This window comes from Humibacillus xanthopallidus (assembly GCF_006717145.1).
GTDB lineage: Bacteria > Actinomycetota > Actinomycetes > Actinomycetales > Dermatophilaceae > Humibacillus > Humibacillus xanthopallidus.
The window spans coordinates 851,031-875,130 of the sequence record NZ_VFQF01000003.1 but is presented as its reverse complement, the minus strand read 5'-3'; the positions used below and the strand labels follow the sequence as shown (position 1 = coordinate 875,130).

Here is a 24,100-nt window from a genome sequence, read left to right as displayed (position 1 = left end):
CGGCAAGGGATCAGGTAGTCGCTTACACCGAGATCTTGGGGCCGGATGGGGGCTCGAAGGGTCGAGCCAAGCGAGGCCTGGGAAAGCACCTCAAGGTTTGATCCCCCGTAGCCACTTCTTCTCATCAGACATTGCCAGATCTGGAGGATCGCAGCAGAGTTCTTTGCGCGCACGAGGTTTGGTGTGTCCACACTCACCTGGCGACTTCGCCAAACGCCCGACAGACAGATTCTGCGGTGGCTACTGTCCGAGTAGTCGTCCGGGGGCTCGGCTGACGACGCCCTTGGGGCGATGCCCCGGAGGACTACAACTCACGCAGTGGAGCAACATCACATGAGAAGAACATTGAGGGCTTTGGGGACCCTGGCCACGAGCGCCGTGCTTTTGGCACTTGGCAGCCACGCCGCTTTCGCAGACCAGGTCACCAACACCATCGACTCAACACCGGACACTGCATTGGAGATCAGGAACGTCGTCGCAGGGACTTCTTCCTCGGTCGGCTTCCAGATCCTCGAGGGGCAGACCGGCGGGGTGACCGACCCGACAGGCGACAGACAAGGGTGCAATGCGGCCGGGAACGCGCCCGTGACCGTAAACCTGTCCGTTCCCAGCGGTGTGATGGCGGGCACCACTACGCTCTCCTTCACCGACTGCGGCGTGGTGCAGAACGTCAACTTTGCCATCCCCACGAGCACTATTCCGGGTGACTACAACGTCTCGGTCGCCAGCGTCAGCGGCGGCAAAGCCAACAGTCTCTTCAACAGCGCACCCGCCTCATTCACCTTGCGCGTTGGGGCACCGGCACCGACTGACACGACGCCTCCGTCCATCACCCCGACCGTGATAGGTACGGCTGGCGCCAACGGCTGGTACACGTCAGACGTCACCGTCTCGTGGTTGGTCGTCGACAACGAGTCCGCCATCACGTCGAGCAGTGGCTGCGATGCCGTCACAATCAGCACGGAGACGACTGGCCAGACCCTCACGTGCGCGGCGACGAGCGCGGGAGGCACCACCTCGAAGTCCGTCACCATCAAGTTGGACAAGACCGGTCCTTCGGCCGCCTTGGCCGTCACCGCCGGCGACGCCGGCGAGAACGGCTGGTACACCTCTGACGTCACCGTCTCGACCAGCGGCACAGACAGCATCAGCGGACCAGTCACCTGCACGCCCGACCAGACCCAGACCAGCGAGACGACAGGCCAGGAGTTCAACGGGTCCTGCACCAACGACGCCGGACTGACCACCAACGCGGCCCCTCTGACCGTCAAGCTCGACAAGACCGGTCCCTCCGCCGCCCTGGCCGTCACCGCCGGCGACGCCGGCGAGAACGGCTGGTACACCTCCGACGTGACCGTCTCGACCAGCGGCTCGGACACGATCAGTGGACCAGTCACCTGTACTTCGGACCAGACCCAGACCACCGAGACGGCTGGTCAGGTGTTCAACGGCTCCTGCACCAACGACGCCGGACTGACCACCAACGCGGCCCCTCTGACCGTCAAGCTCGACAAGACCGGTCCCTCCGCCGCCCTGGCCGTCACCGCCGGCGACGCCGGCGAGAACGGCTGGTACACCTCCGACGTGACCGTCTCGACCAGCGGCTCGGACACGATCAGTGGACCAGTCACCTGTACTTCGGACCAGACCCAGACCACCGAGACGGCTGGTCAGGTGTTCAACGGCTCCTGCACCAACGACGCCGGACTGAGCACCAACGCGGCCTCACTGACCGTCAAGCTCGACAAGACCCTCCCCGGGGTCTTGTGGACGGGTGGCCCGGCGGCCGGCGGGACGTACTACTTCGGGTTCGTGCCGTCCCCTCCGACCTGCTCCGCCACTGACGGGCTATCTGGACCGGCGGACTGTGCGGTGAGCGGCTACAGCGCAGCAGTCGGAGGCCACACCATGACTGCCACTGCGCACGACAACGCTGGGAACACCGGAACGGACACGCGCAACTACACCGTCAGCGCTTGGACCCTGAAGGGCTTCTACCAGCCCGTCGACATGAACGGCGCGCTCAACATGGTCAAGGCGGGTTCCACCGTGCCCCTGAAGTTCGAGGTCTTCGCCGGCTCCACCGAGCTCACGGATACCGCTGTGGTCGACACGTTCAAGTGGGGAGAAGTCCCATGCACTGACTTCAGCGGCGCGGTCCAGGATGACATCGAGCAGTACACGAGCGGGCAGACCGTGCTTCGCTACGACACCACGGGCGGTCAGTTCATCCAGAACTGGCAGACCCCCAAGAAGGCTGGCAGCTGCTACAAGGTCGTCATGAAGACCGACGACGGAAGCTCGATTTCGGCGAACTTCAAGCTGAAGTAGGCGATACGAGACGGAAGGCCCGGGCCACTAAGCCCGGGCCTTCCGCACGCCGCGAGTGATGGGCCCGGCCGTCAGCGGAGGACAAGTGTCAGCCCATCCGGCCCATCCACTCGATCAGTCGTCCTCGTAGCCGTCGTCGTCGAAGGGCGGTGACAGCGGCAGCACGAGGGCGAAGGTCGCCCCGCCGCCTGGCGTGTGCGACACGTCGAGGCGGCCGCCGTGCGACCGCACGATCTGGGTGACGAGCGCAAGCCCCAGGCCGACCCGCCGCGACCCATCTCCGCGCCGGTCGCGAGCAAAGCGCTGCGTCAGCCGGGCGATGTCGTCGGGGTCGACGCCGGTGCCGTGGTCGGCCACCCGGGCCCACGCCCAGTCATCCTCCTGCTGGACCGTGACCTCCACCGTGCCACCCTCGGGCGAGTGCGAGATGGCGTTGTCGACCAGCGCGAGCACCGCCCGGCGCAGGCTCGTCGCGACGCCGTCGACGACGACGGGAGCCCGCTCGGCGGAGACCGGCCACGTGAGCGCGACCCCGGCCTCGGCGGCATACGGCTCGAGGGAGCGCGCGACGCCCTCTGCGACCGCGACGAGGTCAACGGCGTCGGTGGCCGTGCCCGACTGCTCCAGCTGCGCTGACAGCAGCAGGTCGGAGACGACGTCGCCCATGACCTTCGTGTCAGCGACGAGCTGGTCGACCTGAGCACGGGTCACCTCGTCGTCCGGCTTGAGGTGACGGCGCAGCATCTGTGCTCGAATGCTGATGACCGACAAAGGAGTTCGCAGCTCGTGGCTCGCGTCGGCGACGAACTGCCGCTGCAGGTCGAGCGCATGGGCGAGGGGACGCACCGCACGCCGCCCGGCGATGAGACCCGTTGCGGCGGCGAGCAGCACGCCGAGGATGCCGGCCACGGCCATCGACGTGAAGAGGCGGCTCTCCTCGGAGTCGTGCAGCCGCATGTCATAGACGGCGATGAAGGTCGTGTCCTCGCGCTGGGCGATCGCAGCGGGCCATTTCGTGCCGTCGGCCTCGACCGTCGTCGACTGCACGACGTCCTCGCCCGACACCGCCATCCCCGCCGTCGCTGCCAGGATCGAGCGCGGGGTGCCGGCGGTGGCCTTGGTGCCGGTGGCGCCGTGCTCGATGATCCACGTGCCAGGTGGTGCATCGACGACGTCGTCGGCCGCCGTCGCCGCCACCGTCACCCGGTCGCGGATGCTTGCGAGCTGCTGCCGGTCATAGACGACACCGGCGGCGATGACGGCGAGCAGGACGACGACCGCCGTGGTCGCGCCGACGCGCAAAGCGATGGAGCGAGAGGCCGTGCGCACCGGGTCGTCGACACCGGCACGGCCCCGCGCGCCGGCCCCGCGCGCGGCCGCTCCGTGCGAGCTAGCTCCGCGCGAGCTCGCGCGGTGCGCGCCCACCCGGCGCGACCCGGTCACGACTGGCCCAGCCGGTAGCCGACACCGTGGACGGTCTCGACGACGCCGCGGCCGAGCTTGCGACGCAGGTAGTGCACATAGGTGTCGACGGCTCCGAGGGTGTCGGCCCGGCCGAAGACGGTGTCGAGCAGCTCGTTCCGGGTGAAGACCCGTGACGGCCGGCGCGCCAGCGTCTCGAGCAGCAGCGCCTCCTGACGCGAGAGCAGCACCTCCTCGTCGCCGCCCACCACCCGCTGCTCCCCCACGACGAGCCGCCGGCCACCGGTCACCGCGAGCTCGGTCGCACCGGCGCCGAGCGGCCGCAGCAGCGCCCGCAGGCGGGCGAGCAGCTCGTCGACGTCGAAGGGCTTGACGAGGTAGTCCTGCGCACCGGCGTCGAGGCCCTCCACCCGGTCGGCGACGGTGCCCCGTGCCGTGAGCAGCAGCACCGGGGCGGCCATCCCCTTCGAGCGCAGTCGGCTCACGAGGTCGACCCCCTCGATGACCGGCAGCCCGCGGTCGACGACGAGGACGTCCCACTGCTCGACGAGCCCACGGTGCAGGCCCGCCTGTCCGTCACGAACGGTCGTCACGGCATACCCCTCCTCGGTGAGCAGCTCGGTGAGCATCGACGAGAGGTCGGCGTCGTCCTCGACGAGGAGCAGGCGGCGCGCGGGCGACGCGAGGGGGTCCAGCGGGTCCATGGCTTTCACGGTGCCTTCTCGCTCTCACAAGTCTCTGAGATCCGATGACGACGATCAGTGTCGTGTCCAACACCATGTCATCCCCTCGGGTCGCGCGCTCACAGCCCGCCGACCGTGTCCGAGTTGCGCTCCGCCGCGGCCGGGAGCACCGCCGCTGGCGCGCCAGGGTCGCCGACCTGCTCGAGGCCACCGCGCTGCTGACGCTCGTGCTCGTCGTCGTGCAGTTCTTCCTCGGCGGCGGCAGCCACGCGCTCCTTGACGGCAGCGCCGGTGACCGCCTCGTCGGCGTCGGCCGCATCGTCGGCCTCGTCGCGATGAACCTGCTCCTCCTCCAGCTCCTCCTCGCCGCCCGCGTGCCGTGGGTCGACCGTGCCTACGGCATGGACCGCGCGCTCAAGGCGCACCGCGTGCTCGGCCGCATCACCGTGCCGCTCGTCATCGTGCACATCGGAGCCATCGTGCTCGGGTATGCCGTGCGCGACGGCTCCGGTGGCTTCGGCGGCGCGGTCAGCCAGTTCCTCACCCTCGTCACCGGTGGCGACGACCTGCTCATGGCGACCGTCGCCACCGTGCTGCTCGTCGTCATCGCCGTGACGTCGGTGAGCATCGCCCGCAGGCGCCTCTCCTACGAGTGGTGGCACGCCGTCCACCTCACCGCGTATGCCGCCGTGATCCTCGCCGTGCCCCACGAGCTGTCGATCGGCTCGGACTTCACCGCCTCGTCGTGGGCGACCGCCTACTGGTGGGCCCTCTTCATCGTCGTCGCTGCGAGCGTGCTGTGGTGGCGCCTCCTGCTGCCGGTCCTGCGCAGCCTGCGCCACGACCTGCGCGTCGCCAAGGTCGTCCACGAGAGTGACGACGTCTGGTCGGTCACCGTGCAGGGCCGCGCCCTGTCGCACCTGCCGGTCAAGGCGGGCCAGTTCCTCAACTGGCGCTTCGTCACCCCCGGCCTCTTCCTCGCCGCGCACCCCTGGTCGGTGTCGCGCCGGCCCGACGGTCACACCCTGCGCATCACGGTGCGCGGCCTCGGTGACCACTCGGCCGCCCTCGCCCACCTCCGCCGCGGCACCCGCGTCCTCGTCGAAGGGCCCTACGGCGCCTTCACGACCGAGTCACGCACCCGACGCCGAGTTCTGCTCATCGCCGCCGGCATCGGCGTCACCCCCGTGCGCGCCATCCTCGAGGAGCTCGTCGTCGAGCGTCATGCCGCGGCCGGCGACGTCACCGTGCTCTACCGCGCCAACGACGCCTCGCAGATGCCCCTCGTCGACGAGATCGCGCGTCTCGCCCACACCGGTGGTCACGACCTCGTGCCCCTCCTCGGCCCGCCCGCCAACGGGTCGTGGCTGCCGCCCGCCGGTGACGGCACCGGCGAGGGCAAGGGCAAGGGCCGCCGCGAGATGGTCCGCTCCGACGCCGAGCGACTGCGCGCCCTCGTGCCCGACGTCGCCCGCCACGAGGTCTACCTCTGCGGCCCCGGTCCGTGGATGGATCTGGTGCGCAAGGGACTTCACCAGGCGGGCGTGCCCGAGAAGCACATCCACGACGAGAGGTTCAGCTGGTGAGGAAGACGACTTCTGTCATCGTCGGCGTCACGAGCGCCGTCGCGCTCGGCGCCTCCTGGGCAGCCGGCCTGACGCCCGCGAAGCCCGCCCTCAGCGGGGTCCACCTCGTGGCGGCGGCTCCGCCCACGACCTCGGGCACGCCGTCGGCCAAGGCGTCACCCAGCGCCAAGGCGAGCGCCGCACCCCCGCCCAAGAGCTCACGCACCTCCTCCGGTGGGCGCACGGCGACCCCGAACCCGACGCACAAGGCCGCGCCTGCCCCTGCCCCGGCACCCGCCTCGGGCACGGTCCTCGGCGGCGCTGCCTCCACGCCCTTCGGCACGGTCCAGGTCAAGGTCAGCTACACCGGCACGAAGATCACCAATGTGCGCGCCGTGCAGCTCACCGACAGCTCGCAGCACTCCGTCTCGATCAGCGCGTATGCCGCCCCGATCCTCCGTCAGGAGGCGCTCTCCAAGCAGTCGGCGCAGATCGACGTCGTCAGCGGTGCGACCTACACGAGCGAGGGCTACATCCAGAGCCTCCAGTCCGCCATCGACGCCGCCCACCTCGGCTGAGCCAGCGGCACCAGGCGTCCCTCCCGCGCCCGGTGCCGCTCGTCGGAGCTGGGCACTCGAGCCTCCATGTCGAGTGCCCAGTTCTCGACGCCCTCCCCGTCGAGCGCTTGGTTCTCGACGGTCACGCGACTGCGGTATGCCGTGGGGCCCGCTCCTGCTGGAACGGGCCCCACGGCATACGGGCTGGGTCGGCGGACGGGTCAGGACGTGGCGGCCTTGACGGCGAGCACGGGGCAGTCGGCCTCGAGCAGGATGGTCTGCGCCTGGCTGCCCATGATGAGCTTGCCGACGGGCGTGCGGCGGCGCAGCCCGATGACGATGAGCTCGGCGTTCGTCTGCTGTGCGACGTCGAGCACCTGGTCACCGGGGTCGCGTGCCTCGATCTGCTGCGTCACCTCGAACTCGACACCCGAGTCGCTGAGCTGCTGCTGCACCGACTCCCATTCCCCGGCCGAGGCGTGCCTCCGGTCGACGAGGGCGTCGCCGCGGCTCGCGTTGACGACGACGAGGCGTCGACCACGCAGCCGCGCCTCCTCGATGGCGCGACCGAGCGCGGCACGGCCCTCGGGTGAGGGGACGTATCCCACGACGATCGGCATGTCAGAGGCCTTCCTGGTTGGCGTGCGCGTGGAGCGGCTGGTCGTCGACGACGAGGCCGTGCGGGCCGTTGTCGCTGTCTCCACCGCGGCGCTTGCGGACCGCGCGAACGACGGGCGGCACGACGAGCAGGAGGGCGATGACGACGTAGACGACCTGCGAGAACGCCGTGTTGTAGAGGCCGCTCAGCTCTCCGTTGCTGATCTGCAGCGCCCTGCGCATCTGCTCCTCGGCGACCGGGCCGAGGATGATGGCGATGATGGCCGGCACGACCGGCAGGCCGTAGCGCCGCATGAAGAAGCCGAGCGCGCCGATGATGATGAGCAGCCACAGGTCGAAGGTCGAGTTGTTGGCGGCATACGCCCCGATGCTGGCGAAGAAGAGGATGCCCGCGTAGAGATACGGACGCGGGATGCGCAGCAGCTTGGCCCAGACCCCCGCGAGCGGCAGGTTGAGCGCGAGCAGGATCGTGTTGCCGATGAAGAGGCTCGCGATGAGTCCCCAGACGAGCTCGGGCTGGGTGTCGAGCAGGCGTGGCCCGGGCTGGATGCCGTAGCTCTGGAAGGCCCCGAGCATGATCGCCGCGGTCGCCGTCGTGGGGATGCCGAGCGTCAGCAGCGGCACGAGGCCACCGGCGGCCGAGGCGTTGTTGGTGGCCTCGGGTCCCGCGACACCCTCGATGGCACCCTTGCCGAACTCCTCGGGGTGCTTCGTCAGCTTCTTCTCCATCGCGTAGGACAGGAAGGTCGGGATCTCGGCTCCGCCGGCTGGCACCGCTCCGAAGGGGAAGCCGATCGCCGTGCCGCGCAGCCAGGGCTTCCACGAGCGCGACCAGTCTTTGCGGTTCATCGAGGCGCCGTCGAACTTCACGATCTCGAGCGGGGAGCGACGCAGGTGGGCCGCGACCCAGAGCGCCTCACCGACGGCGAAGAGACCGACCGCGACGACGACGACGTCGATGCCGTCGGCGAGCTCGGGGATGCCGAGCGTCAGCCGCTGCTGACCCGATGTCGGGTCGATGCCGACAAGGCCGATGAGCAGGCCGATGCCGAGGGAGGCGAGCCCACGCACCTTCGACGAGCCGAGCACCGTCGTCACCGCGATGAAGGCGAGCACCATGACGGCGAAGTAGTCGGGCGCACCCATCTGCACCGCGAGCTTGACGATGACGGGGGCGAGCAGGGCCAGGCCGAGCGTGCCGATCGTGCCGGCGATGAAGGAGCCGATCGCGGCCGTGGCGAGGGCGGCCGCTGCTCGACCCTTCTTGGCCATGAGGTTGCCCTCGATGGCGGTGATGACCGAGGCGCTCTCACCCGGCGTGTTGAGCAGGATCGAGGTCGTCGACCCTCCGTACATACCGCCGTAGTAGATGCCCGCGAACATGATGAACGCCTGCGTCGGCTCGAGCGTGTAGGTGAGCGGGAGGAGCAGCGCGATCGTCATGGCCGGACCGATGCCCGGGAGCACGCCGATGGCCGTGCCGAGCAGCACGCCGAGGAAGGCGTAGAGCAGGTTGATCGGCGTCAGTGCCGTGCCGAAGCCCTCGATGAGGGAGTTGATGCCGTCCATCAGAGGATTCCCTTCAGGAGTCCGACGGGGAGCTTGATCCCGAGGCCGGCGTAGAAGAGGTACCAGGAGCCGACCGACATGACGAGCGAGATGATGGCGTTGCGCACGTAGTGTCGGCTGCCCAGCGCATACGTCGTGCCGAAGAAGAGGATCGCTCCGGAGAGCGGCCAGCCGATCCGCTCGATGAGCAGGGCGTTGGCGACGAAGGCGCCTGCCAGCAGGCCGATGGTGCGCCAGTCGCTGCCGTGCGAGAGGTCGACGTCCTCGCCACCCTCCTGCTCACCGCGACCGCCGCGGGCGATGTCGACGGCGAGCAGGATCGCCATGAGGACGAGCAGGCCACCCACGAGCATCGGCACCGTCTTGGCACCGACGGGGCCCTTCGACGAGGCGAGGTCGGTGAGGCTCATCGCGTCGGTGATCGCCCAGACCCCGAGGGCCAGGAGGAGCACGGCGACGCCGTACTCGGAGTAGTTCTTCGACGTCGAGTCACGGGTGGCGTCAGGCACCCGGTCCGGGGGGACCGGGGGCAGCGAGGCCCCCGGCCCACCCGTGGTCCCCGAGGGGACCACCGTGTCCTTGCCGGTGCTCATGACGTCAGGCCGAGTTCCTGGAGCACGCCCGCCACGCTCTCGTTCTGAGCAGTGAGGAAGGTCTTGAACTCGTCGCCCGTCTGGAACGCGTCGGTCCAGCCCTGGTCGGCGAGCGTCTTCTTCCACTGCTCCGAGGCGTGCATCTTCGTCAGCAGGTCGACGTACTGCGCGGTCTTCTCGGTCGAGAGGCCGGGGGGCGCCACGATGCCGCGCCAGTTGGTGAACTCCATGTCGACGCCGAGGCTCTTGAGGGTCGGGGCGTCGACGCCCTTGACCGGCTCGGCGCTCGTCACCGCGAGGATCTTGACGTCGCCGTTCTTGGCCTGCTCGGCGACCTCGCTGATGCCCGTCGCGGCGAAGGCGACCTTGTTGCCGAGCACTCCGGTGAGCAGCTCGCCGCCACCGTCGTAGGCGACGTAGTTGACGTCCTTCGGGGTCACGCCGACGGCCTTGGCGAGCAGCATCGGCGTCAGGTGGTCGGGGCCGCCGGGGTTGGAGGCGCCACCGACGGGCACCTTGCCCGGGTCGGCCTTCCAGGCGGCGACGAGCTGGTCGAGGGTCGTGTAGGGCGAGTCACCCGGCACGACGATGGCCTCGGACTCCTCGATGAGCTTGGCGATCGGCACCGTCTCGTTCAGGGTGGCCTTCGACTTGTTGGTGTAGACGGCGCCGACGACGCCGAGCCCCATCTGCATGAGGATGTCGTCGGCGCCCTTCTCGTTGACGAGGCGCTGCAGGCCGACGGTGCCACCCGCGCCGGCAGCGTTGAAGACCTCGATCGTGCTGGCGAGCTTGGCGTCCTGCATGGCCTTGGCCGCGGCACGCGCCGTCTGGTCGTAGCCGCTGCCCGGGGAGTTGGGAACGAGGATGCGCAGGCCCGTGACGGGGCCGGAGGCCGCCGTGGAACCGCCCGTCGACGACTCCGCGTCGGCGCTGACGCCGCAGGCGGAGAGGGCCAGGCCCGCGGCCAGGACGGCCGAGGTGAGGGTGAGCGAGGTCCGGAAACGCACTGGAGACTCCTTTGTCCGAGGTGGGCACTGGCCCTTGGTGTGGTCGTCAGCGTGTCGACCGCTGGGCCGGGTGTCACCGTTCGGAGCGCAAACTCCATTTTGTTCATTTTGCTCACGCGCTGGCGTTGGCTGCTCGCGGACCGAACACCCATGATGTCGTCATGGACGCGGCGTGGCGATCTCGGCTGCGGCTCCCCAGGTGGACCCTGGCGGGCCGGATGCTCGCCATGCAGCTCGCCATCATGTGCGTCGTCTTCATCGGGGTCGCCGCCGTCTCGCTGGCGCAGTCCGACGCCCGCTTCCGCGACACCGAGGGTCGTCGGGCGCAGGCGGTCGCCGAGAGCCTCGCCGGCACGGCGGGCCTGCGCGAGGCGGTCGAGTCCCAGCGCCCGGGCTTCATCAGCCGGGCCCAGACCGTCGCGGAGGAGAGCCGCACCTTCTCCGGGTCGACCAAGGTCGCCGTCGCGGCACCGGATCGGCGGATCGTCGTCTCCACCGACCCGTTGCCGCGTGCGAATCCCGTTCTGCTGCAATACACTCCGTCCTTCAAGGGTCGGGGCTGGGTAGGCACGGAGGACGACACGGGCGCGGCGCTGGCGACGGCTCCCATCATCAGCCCGACCACCCGCGAGACCGTCGGCGTGGTGGCCGTCAGCCGCGCCTACCCCTCCGTCATGGAGAACCTCGCGGCGGCCCTGCCGAGCCTGTTCACCTACCTCGGCATCGCCGGTGCGCTCGGGGTCGCCGGCTCGCTGCTGCTCTCGCGCCGGGTGAAGCGCCAGACCCTCGGCCTCGAGCCGCGCGAGATCACCGGGCTCGTCGAGCAGCGGGAGGCCCTCCTCCACGGCATCAAGGAGGGCATGGTCGCCGTCGGGCTCGACCGCCGCATCACGATGGTCAACGACGAGGCGGCGCACCTGCTCGGCATCCCGCAGACCGCCACCGGTCGGGCCATCTCCGACGTCGACCCCTCGGGTCGCCTCGACGAGATCTTCGACGACGCCGACGCGACGACCGACCGTGTCATGCCCTTCCGTGGGCGGGTGCTGACCATCAACCGGATGCCGGTGCTCAGCCACGGACGGCACATCGGCTGGGTCGTGACACTACGCGACCGCACCGAGATGCTCGAGCTCCAGCGCGAGCTCGACCTCACCCGCGACACGACCGATGCCCTGCGAGCCCAGGCCCACGAGTTCAGCAACCGCATGCACGTCGTGAGCGGCCTCATCGAGCTCGGAGAGTACGACGAGGCGCGCGGCTACGTCCGCCACATCGCCGACACCCAGATGCGCCTCACCCGGAGCATCACCTCGCACGTCGCGGACCCCGCGGTGGCCGCCCTGCTCATCGCCAAGTCGAGCCAGGCCGACGAGCGTCACGTCGAGCTCGTCCTCGCCGAGACGACCGACGTCGATCGCCTCGACGAGCGGATGGCGACCGACGTCAACACGGTGCTCGGCAACCTCATCGACAACGCCCTCGACGCCTCCGCCGACGCTCCTGACCCCGTCGTCACCGTCGAGGTGGTGCAGGACGAGCGCCAGGTGCGGATCACCGTGCGCGACACCGGGCCCGGGGTCGACCGCGACCTCGGGCAGCGCGTCTTCCGCAAGGGCGTCAGCACCAAGGAGGCGCCGCCGGGTGACCGGCGCGGCATCGGGCTGGCCCTCGTGCGGATGATCTGCCGCAAGCGCGGGGGCGACGTCACCGTGAGCCACGACGACGGTGCCGTCTTCGTGGCGACCCTCCCGCTCGACCCGGTGACGGTGGCGCGATGATCCGGGTGCTCGTCGTCGACGACGACTTCATGGTGGCGAAGGTGCACTCGAGCGTCGTGGCCCGGCAGGCGGGCTTCCAGGTCGTCGGCATCGTGCACTCCGGGGCGGCGGCGCTCGAGGCCGTGCGCTCGACCCGTCCCGACCTCGTCCTGCTCGACGTATACCTGCCCGACATGAGCGGCCTCGACGTGCTGCGCCGCCTGCGGGAGCCGCCCTTCGGCGAGCTCGACGTCATCGTCATCAGCGCGGCGCGCGACCTCGACTCGGTGCGACGGGCCATGCGCGGCGGTGTCTTCCACTACCTCGTCAAGCCGTTCGAGATCGACGCCCTGCGCCAGCGGCTCGTCGAGTTCGCCGAGCACCGGGCCGAGCTCGCGGAGCTGCGCAGTGTCGGGCAGGTGGGTCAGGACGACGTCGACCGCGCCTTCCGCAGCCAGGCGACCCGCACGACACGGCGCCTGCCCAAGAGCATCAGCCGCGACACCATCGAGCTCGTCGAGCGTGCGCTCTCCGAGGCCGGTGAGGAGGGGATGTCGGCGATGGAGTGCGCCGACGCGACGGGCCTGTCCCGCAGCAGCACCCGTCGCTATCTCGACCACCTCGTCGATGTCGGCGCCGCCGAGACCCTGCGTCCGCGCTACGGCGCCGCCGGCCGACCGGAGCGCCGCTACCGCAGCGTCCCCGCCTGACCAGACCCCCCAGGTCGAGCGGCCACTTCGCCGGGCCGGGGCTGTCAACGAGCGTCGAGGCGCCCCCCGATGGCCTCGAGAGCGACGTCGCGTGCGGCGAGCACATGCTCCTCCGCCCGCGCCCGAGCCGACTCGGGGTCCCGCCCGACGATGGCCGCGAGGATCGCGCGGTGCTCCGCGAGCGCCGCTGAACGCCGTTCCTGGCTCTGGTTGGTGAAGGCCCGGTAGCGCGACATGTGCCCGTCGACCTGCTCGTGCAGCCGCCCCGCCCACCCGTGCCGCGCCACCGCGGCGATCGCAAGATGGAACTCGTGCCCGGCGCGCATCGCGTCCTCCGCGTCGCCGACGTGCCGCGCGTTGCGCTCGACGAGATCGCCCAGCCGCGCGGCCTCCGCATCGGTCACCCGTCGGGCGGCCTCCGCGGCCATCACCCCCTCGAGGGCGGCTCGCACCCCGTAGAGCTCCTCGATGTCCTCGGTGCTGAGCGGCCGCACCACCATGCCTCCGGTGGGCAGCTGGTCGAGCAGGTCCTCGGCGAGCAGCAGTCGCAGCGCCTCCCGCAGGGGCGTCCGGCTGACCTGCAGCTCGGCCGCGAGCTCGGGCTCGTAGAGCCGCTGCCCCGGCTCGAGCTCGAGGTCGAGGATGCGCCGGCGCAGCTCGGTGTAGACGAGCTGGCCCCCGGAGGCACGCCTCATTCGTTCCATCTCCCGCCCCTCTCTTGCATACATGTATACAAGTATGCTTCCATGGCACCAGTCTTGCACGACCCACCCAACAAGAGGAGCAGGCGTGGTCATCGAGTCCGTCCGCAGCGCCACCGCCCCACCCCCACCACCACCTCCACCAGCGGGCATGGTGGTCCGACCCGACACGCTGCGCGCGCTCGTCACCGAGCTGCTCACTGCTCGCGGCGTGCCGGAGCACGACGCCGCCCTCCTCGCCGACACGCTCGTCATGGCCGAGCTGTGGGGCCACGCCTCGCACGGCGTGCTTCGCCTGCCGTGGTATGCCGCCCGCCTGGCCTCAGGTGCCATGGCCGCGGTCACCGACGTCGAGACGATCACCGACTCCGGGGCCGTGCTCGTGCTCGACGGGCACGACGGCATCGGACAGGTCGTCACGCGCCGGGCCGTCGACCTCGGCGTCGAGCGAGCCCGGCATCACGGGATCGCCGGTGTGGCCGTGCGCCACTCCGGCCACTTCGGCACGGCGGCCTACTTCACCCGGGTCGCCGCCGAGGCCGGTTGCGTCGCGATCCTCGTGACCAACGCGAGCCCCGCCATGGCGCCCTGGGGTGGCCGCCGCAAGAGCATCGGCACCAACCCCTGGTCCATCGCCGCACCCGCCGGTCGCCATGGCGTCGTCGTCATGGACCTCGCCAACACCGCCGTCGCCCGCGGCAAGGTCTACCTCGCCAGTGAGCGCGGCGGCGACATCCCGCAGGGGTGGGCGGCCGATGCCGAGGGCAACGCCACCACCGACCCGGCAGCCGCGCTCGCAGGGCTCATCCTCCCGATGGCCGGCCCGAAGGGCTACGTCATCTCCTTCATGATGGACGTGCTCGCCGGCGTGCTCACCGGCAGCGCCTTCGGGCCAGAGGTCGTCGGCCCCTACGACCCGGACCGGCGCAGCGGCGCGGGCCATCTGCTCATCGTCATCGACGTCGCCGCGATGAGCAGCACGACTGAGTTCGCCTCTCGCATGGAGGAGCTCGTCGATGCGACGAAGTCCGGTGAGCTCGCGTCGTGGGCCGACGAGATCCTCGTCCCCGGCGAGCTCGAGGACCGCAGCCGCGACGCGAACGAGCGCGACGGCATACACCTCGCTGCCACCACGTGGGCGAGCCTCGCCGCCCTCGCCGCCGAGAGCGGCACCCCCCTCCCCCGCACCGATGCCCCACACCCGCCCCACCAGACCCAGGAGGTCCACCCGTGATCGCGCTCACCGTGTCGCTTCACGTCGTCCCTGAGCGGCTCGACGACTTCGTCGACGCGATCACCACGAACGCCCGGCTCAGCTTCACCGACGAGCCCGGCTGCCTGCACTTCGACGTGTGCCAGGACCTCGACGACCCGCACCACTTCATCCTCCACGAGCTGTATGCCGACCAGGACGCCGTCGCCGCCCACCGCGCCGCACCTCACTTCGCCGACTGGCGCCGAGCCGCCGACCGTTGCGTCGTGCCGGGCAGCCAGGTCAACACCCTCTCTCGCGTGCACGCTCACCACGCGGGAGGTGCGTCATGAGGATCCTCGTCCTGCCGGGCGACGGCATCGGGCCCGAGATCACGGCCGCGACCCTCGCGGTTCTCGAGGCGGCCGACACGCGCTTCGGGCTCTGCCTGCAGACGGAGGTGCGCCAGATCGGCCTGGCCGCGCTGGCCGACGAGGGCACGACCCTCGCCGACGACGTGCTCGCGCGGGTCGCCGAGGTCGACGGCACGATCCTCGGCCCGGTCTCCCACTACGACTACCCGCCGCGCGCCGAGGGCGGCATCAACCCGTCGGCCGAGCTGCGCACTCGCTTCGAGCTCTACGCCAACGTCCGACCGTGCCGCTCGGTCGACGACCTCAGCGTTCTGCGCCACCCCATGGACCTCGTCATCGTGCGAGAGAACACCGAGGGCTTCTACTCCGACCGCAGCATGTATGCCGGGTCGGGCGAGTTCATGCCCGACGCCGACTCCGCCTTCTCCCTGCGCAAGATCACTGCCAAGGCCTCGGCGCGCGTGGCCCGAGCGGCCTTCGAGATCGCCCGCACGAGAAGGAAGCTCGTCACCGCGGTGCACAAGGCCAACGTCGTCAAGCTCTCCGACGGCCTCTTCCTCCGCGAGGTGCGTCGTGTCGCGTCGGACTATCCCGACGTCGAGCTGCGCGAGCTCATCGTCGATGCGGCGGCCGCTCGGCTCATCCGTGACCCCGGCAGCTTCGACGTCATCGTCACCACCAACATGTTCGGCGACATCCTCAGCGACGAGGCGTCCGAGCTCTGCGGCAGCCTCGGTCTCGGTGGCGCCATCAACGCGAGCGACGACATCTGCGTGGCCCAGGCGCAGCACGGCTCGGCGCCCGACATCGCCGGTCGCGGCATCGCCAACCCCGTGTCGCTCATCCGGTCAGCCGCGATGCTGCTCGACTGGCACGGTGCCCGGTCGGGGCGCACCGAGCTCGTCGCCGCAGCGGCAGCGATCGAGGCGGCCGTCACCACCGTCGTGTCGGACCCCAGCACCCGCACCCCCGACCTCGGCGGGAGCCGGAGCACCGATGAGGTCGCCGCGGCGATCGCCCGGTCCGTGTCGCACGCAGTGTCGGACGCCACCCTGCCGCAGGTCGCCCTTCGAGAGGACAGCCATGCCTGACCAGCCCACCCCGCCCAGCCTGCTCATCCGACCCGACCGGGTCACGCCCTTCGACCGCGGCAACGGGGTCGTCACCATCCCCTACGTCGGCAAGTGGAACTGCGAGAGCAACCACGTCACGACGGGCCGGACCCGGTTCGCCGCGGGCACGGGTCTGCCGCTGCACAGCCACAACGTCGAGGAGTCCGTCCTCGTGCTGGAGGGCGAGGCCGTCGCCGAGATCGGCGACGACTCCTTCGACCTCGTCGCCGGCGAGGCCACCTGGGTGCCCGCAGGGGTGCCGCACCGCTTCTGGAACCGTGGCTCGGGCACCATGAGCATCTACTGGGTCTACGGCGGGCGCGACGTCACGCGCACGATGACCGCGACCGGAGAGACCTTCGAGCACCTCTCCGACAGCGATCGCGGCGGGTTGAGCGCATCATGATCGTCACCGTCGATCCCACGAACGGGTCTGTGCTCCAGTCCTATCCGGCGATGACCGCAGATGACATCGAGGCCGTCGTCGATGCTGGGGCCCTCGCCGCGCGGGCCTGGGGCCTCGTGCCCGTCGCAGAACGCCTGCCGGCGGTGCGCCGGCTGGCCGCGGTGCTGCGCGATCGCGCTGACGACCTGGCGGGCCTCGTCACGAGTGAGATGGGCAAGCCCCTGGTCGAGGCACGCGGCGAGGTCGCCAAGTCCGCTCTCACGGCCGAGTTCTACGCCGACCACGGGGCCGCCATGCTCGCGGACCGCGCCGTGCACCTGGGCGATGCCGGCGGGGTCTCGGCCTGGGTCTCCCACGAGCCGATGGGCCTCGTGCTCGCCGTCATGCCCTGGAACTTCCCTGTGTGGCAGGTCATGCGGGCAGCGATCCCGACGATCGCGGCCGGCAACGGGCTGCTGCTCAAGCACTCGCCGAACGTCACCGGCTCGGCCCTCGCCATGATCGAGGTCTTCGAGCAGGCTGGGCTGCCGGCCTCCCTCGTCAGCGCGCTCGTCGTCGCGGAGCCCGAGGTGCCCGACGTCGTTGGGGGCCTCATCGCCGACGACCGCATCGCCGCGGTCACGCTCACCGGAAGCAACGGAGCCGGCGAGATGGTCGGCGCCGCAGCCGGGCGGGCGACGAAGCCGTCTGTGCTCGAGCTCGGAGGGTCCGATGCCTTCGTCGTGCTGGCCGATGCCGACGTCGAGGCAGCCGCGCGCGCCGGGGTGAGGGCCCGGTTCACCAACGCCGGCCAGAGCTGCGTCTGCGCCAAGCGCTTCATCGTCGACGAGGCAGTGGCCGACGAGTTCATCGAGCGCTTCGTCGACGGCGTCCGTGCGCTCAGCGTCGGCGACCCGACCCACCCGACGACCGACGTCGGCCCGCTCGCCCGGGCCGACCTGCGCGACGCCCTGCAACGGCAGGTCGACTCCTCCGTCGCCCTCGGGGCGACCCTCGCCGTCGGAGGTCGGAGCCTGCCGGGGCCGGGCTGGTTCTACGAGCCGACGGTCCTGCTCGGCACCGGGCCGGGCATGCCGGTCTTCGACGAGGAGACCTTCGGGCCGGTCGCGGCCGTGGCCGTGGCCCGCGACGAGGGCCACGCGGTCGCGCTCGCCGACCACACGGCATACGGCCTCGGCCTCAGTGTGTGGAGCGCGTCGACCGAGCGGGCGGTGGGGGTCGCTCGTCGGGTCACGTCGGGAGCGGCCTTCGTCAACGCGACCGTGGCCTCCGACCCGAGGGTGCCGTTCGGGGGCACGAAGCGCAGTGGTCACGGGCGCGAGCTCGCCGATGCGGGTCTGCTCGCCTTCACCAACGAGCGCACCTACTGGGTCGCCGCCCCCTCCTGACCCCGCTGCCGCAGTCGAGTGCCCACCTTCCCGCGGGTCCCCACACGTCGAGTGCCCACTTCCATCGGCCGCAGAGTCGAGTGCCCATCATCCGACGCAGCTTCCCGTCGGGAAGTGGGCACTCGACCCCAGCGACCCGTCGGGAAGTGGGCACTCGACCCCAGCGACCCGTCGGGAAGTGGGCACTCGAACCGGGCTGGGGTCAGCCGGCGATGCAGGCTCCGGTGTCGACCTCACGGGAGGCCTTGACGCCGGCCTCGAGCACGGGCTTCGCCTCGCCCAGGGTGAGGGCGTAGCCCGTGCCGGCGTCCTCGAGCGACTTCGCGAAGATGACGCCGACGACGCGCCCGCGCGGGTCGAGCAACGGCCCACCCGAGTTGCCCGGCTGGACCGTCGTGGCGAGCGAGTAGATCTCACGGACGACCGGCTGGTCGCCGTAGATGTCGCGGCCCCGGGCGTCGAGCACGGCTCGCACCCGTGCCGACACGACGCGGAAGGGCCCGTCGAGGGGGAAGCCCGGCACCGCCGCGGACGCGCCCCGCTCGAGCTCGGAGCCGAGCGCGAGCGCCGGCGGCGTCAGCCCCGGAACGTCGATGACGGCGAGGTCGCGCTCGGGGTCGAACACGACGACGCGGCCGCGCAGCAGCTCGTCGCCGCCCTCGACGCGCACCTCGCTCGACCCGGCGACCACGTGGGCGTTCGTCACGACGCGACCCGGGGCGAGCACCCAGCCGGTGCCCTCCTGGCCGCGCTGGCACGACGTCGAGACGGTCGTCACCTTGACGACGGAGCGGCCCGCCTCACGCACCGCTGCCGAGCGCGCCACGGCGGGGTCGGGGTCCTGCACCGGCGTGATCGGCTCGGGCACGAGACCGCCGAAGACCTGCGGAAAGCCTTGGCTCGACAGGAATCCGCGGAAGCCGGCGAAGATCTCGCCGGTCTGCTCCGGCACGAGGGTGTTGACGACCCGCAGCACCTTGGAGTCCGACATCGCCTTGGAGAGGGTCGGGTTGCCCGCGGTGCGCAGGGCCCCGCCGATGAACCACACGATGAGGGTCGCGGCGAGCGTCACGACGACCGCACCGAGCACCGCGTCGACCCGCCGCAGCGAGGACTGCCCGACCCGGCGCCGGATCGACCCGCCGACGAGCCCGCCGAGGAACTGCCCCAGCCAGCCGAAGGCGATCACCGCGCCGAGCAGGATGATGACCCGGGTGCGCGTGTCCTGCCCCGTGGGCCCCCACCGCTCGAGCAGCGCCGGCATCTGCCACACGGCGAGCAGCGCGAAGACGAAGAATCCGACGAGCGAGAAGACGCTCTGGATGAGCCCCTGGCGGTAGCCCGAGACGCCGTAGCCCACGAGCAGGACGATGAGGGCGATGTCGAGCAGCGTGCTGCCGGTCATCAGCGACCTCCTCCCAGGTAGCGCGAGGGCAGGGGTCGCTGCAGGGCGGGGTCCCACGGCTGGGACCGGCCGCCGAGCTCGAGGAGGCTGCTCAGCAGGCCGGCCGTGAAGCCCCAGAGCAGCAGGTCGCCGAGCTCGAAGGCGGCCCCCACGTAGCCCGACGGGTGCGACACGGAGAAGCGGTGCCCGGGGTCGACGAGGTGTGCCACGGGGACCGAGAGCACGTCGTGCACCTCGGCCGGGTCGCGCACGCCGATCGGAGACGGCGCCGACCACCAGCCGAGCACCGGCGCGACGACGAAGTTGGCGGGAGACAGGAAGAGCGACGGCAGCACCGCGAGCACGTCGACACCCGACGGGTCGAGACCGACCTCCTCCTCCGCCTCGCGCAGGGCAGTGGCGACGAGGTCGTCGTCCTCGAGGTCGCGCGCCCCTCCGGGGAAGGCGATCTGGGCCGGCTGGGTGCGCATCGTGTGCGAGCGCTCGATGAGGACGACGTGCTCGCCCTCGTCGGTCGCACCCGCCGGTGGCGGCCCGAAGAGGATGAGGACCGCCGACTCCCGCGCCCCCTCGTCCGGAGGCAGGAACCTCGAGAACCATTCCGGCGGAGTGGAACTCACGCGCTCGGCGAGCTCGTGCAGCCAGTCGGGGCGGGGTGCCTCACCCGCCCCGAGCGACGGGGAGGGGTCGATGGAACCCGAGCGGCCGGCATACGCGATGCCACTCACGACCTGCGTCACGCGGGCGCCGTCACTTCGGGGCCAGCTCGTACTTGAGCAGCTTCGCCGCGCGCTCGGGGTCGGTCTCGCCGATGCCGTAGCTCGGGCACCAGCGCGCCACCGGGCAGGCGCCGCAGGCGGGCTTCTTCGCGTGGCACGTGCGGCGGCCGTGGAAGATGACGACGTGGCTGAGCATCGTCCAGTCCTTGCGCATGAAGAGCCGGCCGACCTCGTGCTCGACCTTGACGGGGTCCTCCTCCTCGGTCCAGCCGAAGCGGCGGGCGAGGCGACCGAAGTGCGTGTCGACGGTGATGCCGGGGATGTCGAAGGCGTTGCCGAGCACGACGTTCGCGGTCTTGCGCCCGACCCCCGGCAGGGTCACGAGGTCCTTGAGGCGGGGCGGCACCTCCCCGTCAAAGCGCTCGACGAGCGCGATGCCGAGCTTGATGAGCGAGTCGGTCTTCGCGCGGTAGAAGCCGGTCGGCTGGACGATCGTCTCGAGCTCGGCGCGGTCGGCGTTCGCGTAGTCGGCGGCCGTGCGGTACTTCGCGAAGACGACCGGCGTCACCTTGTTGACCCCGACATCGGTCGTCTGCGCCGACAGGATCGTCGCGACGAGCAGCTCGAGGGGCGTCGAGAAGTCGAGCTCGCAGTGCGCATACGGGTAGCGCTCGTGCAGCGAGCGGTACATGCGGCGGGCGCGACGCACCCGCGCGACGGGCGACTCGTCGGCGGTCACGACGGCTCGGGCAGACACAGACGACACTGTATGCCGCCACCCTGAGTCACGCTCACACGTCCCGGCGGCCGGGTGGCGGGGGCTGCGGGGCGGCGGCTCGCGGGCGGCGAGCCGGCGGCCCGGGAACGGCTGGCGTCGAGGGTTGCGGGTGAACGCGCGAGCGGCTGGGTACGGGGCTCCTGCACGGAAAAGGAGCACGACATGACCACAGGGACCCGACCGGGGAGCCGCGCCACAAGCGCCGCCTCGCCCCCGGACGACGACGATCTCGAGCAGCTGCTCGGCCGGCTGGCGGAGGCCGACCTGGCTCGCGCGCCCGAGGCGGAGGTCGCCGACGCGCTCGAGCAGATGGTCGGGCACGAGGAGTTCCCATGCCTGGGAGCGAAGTCCGTCTTCCGTCGGGGCAGCGTCTGCCACGTGGTTCTCGACGACATGTCCGGCGCCGGTGTGCCGGAGGAGCTGCTGGCCCGTCTCGGCGAGTTCGCCCGCGGCATCGAGGGCGAGGACGGCTTCCACTCCTTCATCGCGACCTTCCGTGGGCCCGTCCCCGCAGACGAGGCCGCCTTCGAGCGGGCCCTGTTCGACCTCCTCCAGCGGCTGCACGACGCCGACGACGACGCGTGGGCGCCGGGGGTCGGCTCCGACCCCAACGACCCGCACTTCGCCTTCAGCGTCGGGGGCACCGCCTACTTCATCGTCGGCCTGCACCCGGCGGCCTCGCGCGTCGCCCGACGGGCGCCGCTGCCGACGCTCGTCTTCAACCCGCACGAGCAGTTCGAGCAGCTGCGCGAGGAGGGCCGCTTCGAGCGGATGCGGGGCACGATCCGCAGGCGGGACGAGGACCTCCAGGGCAACATCAACCCGATGGTGGCCGACCACGGTGAGGCGACGGAGGCGATGCAGTACTCCGGCCGGGCGCACGGCTCCGACTGGGAGCCGCCCCTCGAGGTGCACGACACTGGTGACGCCCAGGGCGACCCGGGCGGTCCGGGCGGGCACGGCGGGCACACTGATGAAGCCGACGACACCGACAACCCCCAGGGGACCTGAATGGAACTGACCCGCCTCGCGCCCCAGACCGGCGCCGGCTTCCTGCTGCGCGCCGGCCAGAGCCTCACGGTCGTCGACCCGACCGGGGGCCAGGTGAGCGACTTCTACTGTGTGCTCGCCGACGACCACGACGAGTGGCTGTCGTCCGGTCGCACGATCGACTACGCGAACTCCACTCTCGTGACGACCGGCACGGTGCTCTACAGCAACCGCAGCACCGAGATGGCCGTCGTCGTCGACGACACCTGCGGACGGCACGACTTCCTCCTGACGCCGTGCAGCCAGCAGACCTTCGACCTTCTCTATCCGGAGTTCGAGGGGGCCTACCACCCGAGCTGCTTCGAGAACCTCGCGACGTCGATGGGCCCGCTCGGTGTCGACCCGGACGGCATCGGCACGACGCTCAACATCTTCATGAACGTCTGGGCCGAGAGAGACGGCGAGCTGCACATCGACCCTCCGACCTCCGTCGCGGGTGACCGCTTCGTGCTCGAGGCCCGGGCCGACCTCGTCGTCGGGCTGACGGCCTGCTCGGCCGAGAAGTCCAACAACGGGGTGTGCAAGCCGATCGACTACCGGATCGACGGCTGAACACCCGCTGGACGTGCGCTGTGCAGCCGCTGTCCAGCGCCTGCCCCAGGGGCTGAGGGCGATCCGCCCCGCCGAGGGATGCGCCAGAGCCGAGCGGTCGCGTGCCCTCCATGGCACACTGACCCCGTGGATCTCGATGTGGTGAGGCGCGCGCCCCTGTTCAAGGCCTTGGACGACGAGGCGGCTGCAGCACTGCAGTCGCAGATGAGTCGCTCCCGGATGGAGCGCGGCGACGTGCTCTTCCACGAGGGCGACCGGGGCGACACGCTCTACGTCATCGCCGAGGGCAAGATCAAGCTCGGCCGCACGAGCCCGGACGGGCGCGAGAACCTCGTCGCGATCCTCGGCCCCGGCGAGATGTTCGGCGAGCTCAGCCTCTTCGACCCCGGCCCCCGCACGATGACCGCGACCGCCATCGCCGAGACGCAGCTGCTCGGCCTCGGCAACGACTCCCTCACCGGCCTGCTCTCCGGCCGCCCCGAGGTCTCGAAGTCGCTGCTGGCCGCGCTCGCCCAGCGGCTGCGCCGCACCAACGCCCACCTCGCCGACCTCGTCTTCACCGACGTGCCCGGTCGCGTCGCCAAGGCCCTCCTCGAGCTGTCGGAGCGCTTCGGGCGCCCGGTCGAGGGCGGCGTCATGGTCTCGCACGACCTCACCCAGGAGGAGCTCGCGCAGCTCGTCGGCGCCTCGCGCGAGACGGTCAACAAGGCGCTCGCCGACTTCGCCACGCGCGGCTGGCTCCGGCTCGAGGCCCGCGCCGTGCTCCTGCTCGACGTCGAGCGCCTCAAGCGTCGCGCTCGCTGAGCACTCTCGACCTGCACCGAGCGGCCTTGAGCCGCAAGCACATTCGGCTGCATCGACGGCCTGCGGACCATCGCCCTTGGTGTGGTGCCTGCCCTCGCGCCGTCGCGGCCTCCTCCTCTCGGCCGTGGTGAGACTCGTCGCGCGCGACATCGGGGGACCCCTTAAAAACTTACGTGTTCTTTACCCTCGGCTCCGGGGCGCCGCCGAGCCGAGCACTTGAACCCGTCCCTAGTCTTCGGTCACCTCGCACACTGGCGTGCGAGCGAACGACAGGGAGACACATGTCAATGAAGACACGCGCCATGGCTGTGACCGTGGCGCTCATCGCGACGACGGGCGGAACGGCCCTCGTCGCCGGGCCGGCCCACGCAGCCTGCCCGTCCGAGATCCTCTACTCGCTCACCTCGACCGCCAACCGCATGCCCTTCAGCGGCGTGCCCACCTTCAAGAACGGCCCGGGCGGCACGATGTCGGTGGCGCGCTCCTACTCGGGCAGCGTCTCCTTCCAGGTGACCGCAGGAGCGGAGAGCGAGGTGGGCGCCGTCCTCGCGAAGGCCAAGGTCAGCATCAGCGCCTCGCTGAGCACCTCGAACTCCACCTCGACGACGAACACGTACACGCGCAAGATCACGTCCGGCATGTACGGCCACGCCCAGTACGTCAGCTGGGGCGAGACGGTCAGCTACCGCAAGTCCCGCGTCAACGCGAACTGCACGACGTCGCTGCTCGCGACGGGGACCATCAAGTTCCCGTCCACGTCGGAGGGCTGGTACTACTGGGAGACCTCCAGCTGATCGACAT

At 70.7% G+C, this 24,100-nt stretch carries 24 protein-coding genes; 14 read left to right on the top strand and 10 right to left on the bottom strand.

Going from position 1 to position 24,100, the window contains the following annotated elements:
- Positions 1-354 precede the first annotated feature (354 nt).
- On the top strand, positions 355-2,331 hold the full coding sequence (locus FHX52_RS22035) for a PxKF domain-containing protein (protein ID WP_185747428.1): 1,977 nt from the start codon (positions 355-357) through the stop codon (positions 2,329-2,331).
- Positions 2,332-2,445: 114 nt separating this feature from the next.
- Here the strand turns inward: FHX52_RS22035 and FHX52_RS22030 are convergent, their stop codons facing one another.
- Both FHX52_RS22030 and FHX52_RS22025 read right to left on the bottom strand, forming a co-directional pair.
- On the bottom strand, positions 2,446-3,774 hold the full coding sequence (locus FHX52_RS22030) for a sensor histidine kinase (RefSeq protein WP_246070325.1): 1,329 nt from the start codon (positions 3,772-3,774) through the stop codon (positions 2,446-2,448).
- On the bottom strand, positions 3,771-4,457 hold the full coding sequence (locus tag FHX52_RS22025; RefSeq protein WP_141824474.1) for a response regulator transcription factor: 687 nt from the start codon (positions 4,455-4,457) through the stop codon (positions 3,771-3,773). The genes FHX52_RS22030 and FHX52_RS22025 overlap by 4 nt, the downstream gene beginning before the upstream one ends.
- 62 nt (positions 4,458-4,519) lie before the next feature.
- On the opposite strand from FHX52_RS22025, the gene FHX52_RS22020 reads away from it, so the two are divergent.
- Positions 4,520-6,022 (top strand): ferredoxin reductase family protein, encoded by a 1,503-nt coding sequence (locus FHX52_RS22020; protein ID WP_246070324.1) that lies wholly within the window; start codon positions 4,520-4,522, stop codon positions 6,020-6,022.
- Positions 6,019-6,579 (top strand): FMN-binding protein, encoded by a 561-nt coding sequence (locus FHX52_RS22015; protein WP_141824473.1) that lies wholly within the window; start codon positions 6,019-6,021, stop codon positions 6,577-6,579. The genes FHX52_RS22020 and FHX52_RS22015 overlap by 4 nt, the downstream gene beginning before the upstream one ends.
- A gap of 200 nt (positions 6,580-6,779) precedes the next feature.
- Here the strand turns inward: FHX52_RS22015 and FHX52_RS22010 are convergent, their stop codons facing one another.
- Genes FHX52_RS22010 through FHX52_RS21995 form a run of 4 tightly spaced genes read right to left on the bottom strand, consistent with a single transcriptional unit; the run spans position 6,780 to position 10,348 of the window.
- Positions 6,780-7,178, bottom strand: coding sequence for a universal stress protein (locus tag FHX52_RS22010; protein ID WP_141824472.1), 399 nt, complete (start codon positions 7,176-7,178; stop codon positions 6,780-6,782).
- 1 nt (position 7,179) lies between these two features.
- A complete protein-coding gene (locus FHX52_RS22005; protein WP_141824471.1) occupies positions 7,180-8,745 on the bottom strand; it encodes a tripartite tricarboxylate transporter permease in 1,566 nt (521 codons plus the stop codon).
- Complete coding sequence (locus FHX52_RS22000) at positions 8,745-9,338, bottom strand: tripartite tricarboxylate transporter TctB family protein (protein ID WP_141824470.1); 594 nt, start codon at positions 9,336-9,338, stop codon at positions 8,745-8,747. The genes FHX52_RS22005 and FHX52_RS22000 overlap by 1 nt, the downstream gene beginning before the upstream one ends.
- Positions 9,335-10,348 carry a Bug family tripartite tricarboxylate transporter substrate binding protein gene (locus FHX52_RS21995; protein ID WP_141824469.1) on the bottom strand — a complete coding sequence of 338 codons (1,014 nt, stop codon included), beginning with the start codon at positions 10,346-10,348 and terminating at the stop codon, positions 9,335-9,337. The genes FHX52_RS22000 and FHX52_RS21995 overlap by 4 nt, the downstream gene beginning before the upstream one ends.
- A 227-nt stretch (positions 10,349-10,575) precedes the next feature.
- Between FHX52_RS21995 and FHX52_RS21990 the strand changes: the two genes are divergently transcribed.
- Together FHX52_RS21990 and FHX52_RS21985 are read left to right on the top strand one after the other, a co-directional pair.
- Positions 10,576-12,129, top strand: a complete 1,554-nt coding sequence (locus FHX52_RS21990; RefSeq protein ID WP_221630683.1) for a sensor histidine kinase — start codon at positions 10,576-10,578, stop codon at positions 12,127-12,129.
- The gene (locus FHX52_RS21985; RefSeq protein WP_141824467.1) at positions 12,126-12,818 is read left to right on the top strand and encodes a response regulator; all 693 of its coding nucleotides are present in this window, start codon (positions 12,126-12,128) and stop codon (positions 12,816-12,818) included. The genes FHX52_RS21990 and FHX52_RS21985 overlap by 4 nt, the downstream gene beginning before the upstream one ends.
- A gap of 44 nt (positions 12,819-12,862) precedes the next feature.
- Here FHX52_RS21985 and FHX52_RS21980 read toward each other — a convergent pair whose 3' ends face one another.
- Complete coding sequence (locus FHX52_RS21980) at positions 12,863-13,513, bottom strand: GntR family transcriptional regulator (RefSeq protein WP_246070323.1); 651 nt, start codon at positions 13,511-13,513, stop codon at positions 12,863-12,865.
- 94 nt (positions 13,514-13,607) lie between these two features.
- Here FHX52_RS21980 and FHX52_RS21975 point away from each other — a divergent pair, with 94 nt between their 5' ends.
- From FHX52_RS21975 to FHX52_RS21955, 5 genes are read left to right on the top strand one after another with little or no spacing between them, the layout of a single operon-like run.
- Positions 13,608-14,753, top strand: coding sequence for an Ldh family oxidoreductase (locus tag FHX52_RS21975; RefSeq protein ID WP_246070322.1), 1,146 nt, complete (start codon positions 13,608-13,610; stop codon positions 14,751-14,753).
- Entirely contained in the window at positions 14,750-15,064 is a 315-nt protein-coding gene (locus tag FHX52_RS21970; RefSeq protein WP_141824465.1) for a putative quinol monooxygenase, read from the top strand. Before FHX52_RS21975 ends, FHX52_RS21970 begins: the two co-directional genes overlap by 4 nt.
- The gene (locus FHX52_RS21965) at positions 15,061-16,176 is read left to right on the top strand and encodes an isocitrate/isopropylmalate dehydrogenase family protein (RefSeq protein ID WP_141824464.1); all 1,116 of its coding nucleotides are present in this window, start codon (positions 15,061-15,063) and stop codon (positions 16,174-16,176) included. The genes FHX52_RS21970 and FHX52_RS21965 overlap by 4 nt, the downstream gene beginning before the upstream one ends.
- The gene (locus FHX52_RS21960) at positions 16,169-16,603 is read left to right on the top strand and encodes a cupin domain-containing protein (RefSeq protein ID WP_141824463.1); all 435 of its coding nucleotides are present in this window, start codon (positions 16,169-16,171) and stop codon (positions 16,601-16,603) included. The genes FHX52_RS21965 and FHX52_RS21960 overlap by 8 nt, the downstream gene beginning before the upstream one ends.
- Complete coding sequence (locus tag FHX52_RS21955; protein WP_141824462.1) at positions 16,600-17,991, top strand: aldehyde dehydrogenase family protein; 1,392 nt, start codon at positions 16,600-16,602, stop codon at positions 17,989-17,991. Before FHX52_RS21960 ends, FHX52_RS21955 begins: the two co-directional genes overlap by 4 nt.
- A gap of 202 nt (positions 17,992-18,193) precedes the next feature.
- Here FHX52_RS21955 and FHX52_RS21950 read toward each other — a convergent pair whose 3' ends face one another.
- The 3 genes from FHX52_RS21950 to nth are packed head-to-tail and all read right to left on the bottom strand — an operon-like array spanning position 18,194 to position 20,806.
- A complete protein-coding gene (locus tag FHX52_RS21950) occupies positions 18,194-19,396 on the bottom strand; it encodes a MarP family serine protease (protein WP_141824461.1) in 1,203 nt (400 codons plus the stop codon).
- A complete protein-coding gene (locus FHX52_RS21945; RefSeq protein WP_141824460.1) occupies positions 19,396-20,136 on the bottom strand; it encodes an NUDIX hydrolase in 741 nt (246 codons plus the stop codon). Before FHX52_RS21945 ends, FHX52_RS21950 begins: the two co-directional genes overlap by 1 nt.
- Before the next feature lie 10 nt (positions 20,137-20,146).
- On the bottom strand, positions 20,147-20,806 hold the full coding sequence (gene nth, locus FHX52_RS21940) for an endonuclease III (RefSeq protein ID WP_246070377.1): 660 nt from the start codon (positions 20,804-20,806) through the stop codon (positions 20,147-20,149).
- 249 nt (positions 20,807-21,055) lie between these two features.
- Between nth and gntA the strand changes: the two genes are divergently transcribed.
- From gntA to FHX52_RS21920, 4 genes are all read left to right on the top strand, one after another.
- Positions 21,056-21,904, top strand: a complete 849-nt coding sequence (gene gntA / locus FHX52_RS21935) for a guanitoxin biosynthesis heme-dependent pre-guanitoxin N-hydroxylase GntA (RefSeq protein WP_221630682.1) — start codon at positions 21,056-21,058, stop codon at positions 21,902-21,904.
- A complete protein-coding gene (locus FHX52_RS21930; RefSeq protein ID WP_141824459.1) occupies positions 21,905-22,495 on the top strand; it encodes a DUF1989 domain-containing protein in 591 nt (196 codons plus the stop codon). It abuts the gene before it with no gap.
- A gap of 126 nt (positions 22,496-22,621) precedes the next feature.
- A complete protein-coding gene (locus tag FHX52_RS21925) occupies positions 22,622-23,299 on the top strand; it encodes a Crp/Fnr family transcriptional regulator (protein WP_141824458.1) in 678 nt (225 codons plus the stop codon).
- Positions 23,300-23,580: 281 nt separating this feature from the next.
- A complete protein-coding gene (locus FHX52_RS21920; protein WP_141824457.1) occupies positions 23,581-24,093 on the top strand; it encodes a hypothetical protein in 513 nt (170 codons plus the stop codon).
- The last annotated feature ends 7 nt before the right edge of the window (positions 24,094-24,100 follow it).